The organism is uncultured Boseongicola sp., assembly GCF_937988555.1.
Lineage (GTDB): Bacteria > Pseudomonadota > Alphaproteobacteria > Rhodobacterales > Rhodobacteraceae > Boseongicola.
On record NZ_CALJXO010000179.1, the window covers coordinates 1 to 2,843 of the forward strand.

3 protein-coding genes are annotated in these 2,843 nt (G+C 58.6%); all 3 read right to left on the reverse strand.

Annotation, left to right across the window (positions count from 1 at the left end):
* Positions 1-167: 167 nt before the first annotated feature.
* Positions 168-353 (reverse strand): hypothetical protein, encoded by a 186-nt coding sequence (locus tag Q1B15_RS09685; RefSeq protein ID WP_299753411.1) that lies wholly within the window; start codon positions 351-353, stop codon positions 168-170.
* A gap of 151 nt (positions 354-504) precedes the next feature.
* Entirely contained in the window at positions 505-2,463 is a 1,959-nt protein-coding gene (gene acs, locus Q1B15_RS09690; protein WP_299753413.1) for an acetate--CoA ligase, read from the reverse strand.
* A gap of 56 nt (positions 2,464-2,519) precedes the next feature.
* Positions 2,520-2,843: ATP-binding cassette domain-containing protein (locus Q1B15_RS09695; RefSeq protein WP_299753415.1), on the reverse strand; the 324-nt coding region annotated here is incomplete at its 5' end.

Genomic DNA, 2,843 nt, shown 5'->3' on the forward strand with positions numbered 1-2,843 from the left:
AAGGGGCCATCCCAACGTCGTAGGGCACTGACCCTGTGGCGGAAATGGTGGCGGCGGGCGGTTTAACGACCGCCTTGCCATACCTGACTGATTGGCGCGCGCACGGCGGTTGATCCGGCGTGTCGTGTCGCCGTTCGGTGACTGAGGCCGGCGCTGGACGACACGCCTCAGGACCAGACGGCGAAGGCCCCGATGACAAAGAGGCTCAACCCTGCGACTTCGCGGACAGAAGTGCGAGGGCGATTATTAACGCCATTCCAACGGGCGGGATGGTCCGCTAGGATTTCATGCGCGAGCATGGTAACGCTGTAAAGTATCGCTGACGTGAGAGCGAGAATTGCGACAGAGTTCATGATTTCGCCTGCGGCATTTTCATCGATGCTACAGCGGGAAAGCTCGCGGTGGAAAAACTTTGTGTCAGGTTGCGTGAATTCACGGTCACATCACGGTGACAGACCAAAGCCCGCCGGATGGCGGACTTTGGTCACGATACAGGGTCTGTTGTCACTCGCGGTTCATTCGATTTTTGATCAGATCATCGACCACTTCGGGTTCGGCAAGCGTGGAGGTGTCGCCAAGCGCTCCGTAGTCGTTCTCGGCGATCTTGCGCAATATGCGACGCATGATCTTCCCGGAGCGCGTCTTTGGAAGGCCCGGCGCCCACTGAATGAGGTCCGGTTTCGCAATCGGGCCGATATCTTTGCGGACCCAGACTTCTAGTTCTTTGCGCAACTCTTCTGTCGGCTCGACGCCATTCATCAAGGTAACGTAGGCATAGATGCCCTGACCCTTGATCGCGTGCGGATAGCCGACAACCGCACTTTCGGCGACATTTTCGTGAGCAACAAGGGAGCTTTCGACCTCGGCGGTACCCATGCGGTGGCCCGAGACGTTGATCACGTCATCAACGCGGCCGGTTATCCAGTAGTAGCCGTCTTGGTCGCGGCGCGCGCCGTCACCCGTGAAGTAGGTGTTTTTGTAGTCGGCGAAGTAGGTTTTTTCGAAACGTGCGTGGTCGCCCCATATGGAGCGCATCTGGCCAGGCCAGCTGTCCTTGATGCTTAGAACGCCTTCGGCAACGATGGTGGTGACTTCCGCGCCGGACGTGGGCTCAAGGATCACCGGTTGGATACCGAAGAAGGGCAGGGTACAGGAGCCGGGTTTGGTCGGGGTCGCGCCCGGCAGTGGCGTCAAAAGGTGGCCGCCGGTTTCAGTTTGCCACCATGTGTCGACGATGGGAACATTCCCGCCGCCAACCACGTCATGGTACCAGCTCCAGGCCTCAGGGTTGATCGGCTCGCCGACGGTGCCGAGGACCTTGAGGTCTGACAGATCGTAATTCTCGACGAAGGAGGTTCCTTTGCCCATCAGCGCACGAATTGCGGTCGGGGCGGTGTAGAATTGGTTTACTTTATGCTTTTCGCACACGGCCCAGAAGCGGCCCGCGTCGGGGTAGGTGGGCACGCCTTCAAACATCAGAGTTGTCGCGCCGTTTGCGAGAGGGCCGTAGACGATGTAGCTGTGGCCCGTGACCCAGCCTACGTCTGCGGTACACCAAAAGACGTCACCGTCGTGGTAGTCGAACGTGTATTGGTGCGTCATCGCCGCATAGACGAGGTAGCCGCCTGTCGTGTGCACAACACCTTTTGGTTGGCCGGTGGAGCCTGAGGTGTAGAGGATGAACAGCGGGTCTTCGGCGTTCATTTCTTCCGGAGGGCAGTCGGCGGAGACGGTTTCTTCCATTTCATGAAGCCAGTAATCCAGCTCTCCGCGCCATGCGACCTGTTGGCCGGTGCGGCGGACAACGAGGCATTTCACCTCGTCGACGTCGTGGGTGAGGGCTTGGTTTACGTTGTCTTTGAGGTTCGTGATACGGCCGCCGCGAGGTGCGCCGTCAGAGGTGATGACGACTTTCGCTTTGCATCCGTTCACCCGCGCGCCAAGGGCGTCTGCCGAAAAGCCAGCGAAAACAATCGAATGGATCGCACCGATGCGGGCCGAGGCGAGCATGGCGTAGGCTGCTTCCGGGATCATCGGCATGTAGAGAACGACGCGGTCGCCCTTTCCGACGCCCATCGCTTTGAGAACGTTTGCGAATTTGCAGACGCGTTCGTGCAACTCGCGGTAGGTGATGTGGAGCGCTTCGTCGTCCGGACTGTCGGGTTCCCAGATGATTGCGGTTTGGTCACCGCGGGTTTCGACGTGTCGGTCGATGCAGTTGGCAGCGACGTTCAGGCTGCCGTCTTCAAACCAGCGGATGTCGATATTGCCGGGCGCGAAGGACGTGTTCTTAACCTTGGTGTAAGGCTTGATCCAGTCAATGCGTTTGCCCTCATCGCCCCAGAAACCTTCCGGGTCCTCAACAGAGCGTTTGTACATCGCGTCGTATTTGGCGCGGTCTGCATGTGCGTTCGATTTAAAGTCTTCGGTCGGCAGATACATGCCGTTTTGAGTTTCCAACATGGGCCCCTCCAGGTCTTAATATTGATGTTGGGCGCCGGGAATCCTGGCGCCAGTCGTCAGATGGCGAGATATTCCGCGCGTAGCTTTTCGTCGTCGAGCACTTTCTGGGCGCTGTCGTCGTAAACGACGCGACCGGTATCAAGAATGACGGCGCGGTCGGCGAGCTTCAAAGCTGCGACGGCGTTTTGTTCGACGATGATCGTTGTGATCCCTTGGTCGCGGATGATGTTCAGCGTCTTGGCGATTTCCTGAACGATGACGGGGGCGAGGCCCTCGTAGGGTTCGTCCAGAAGTAGGACTTTGATGTCGCGCGCCAAGGCTCGAGCGATCGCAAGCATTTGCTGTTCACCGCCCGACAGGGTGCCGGATATTTGTTTAAC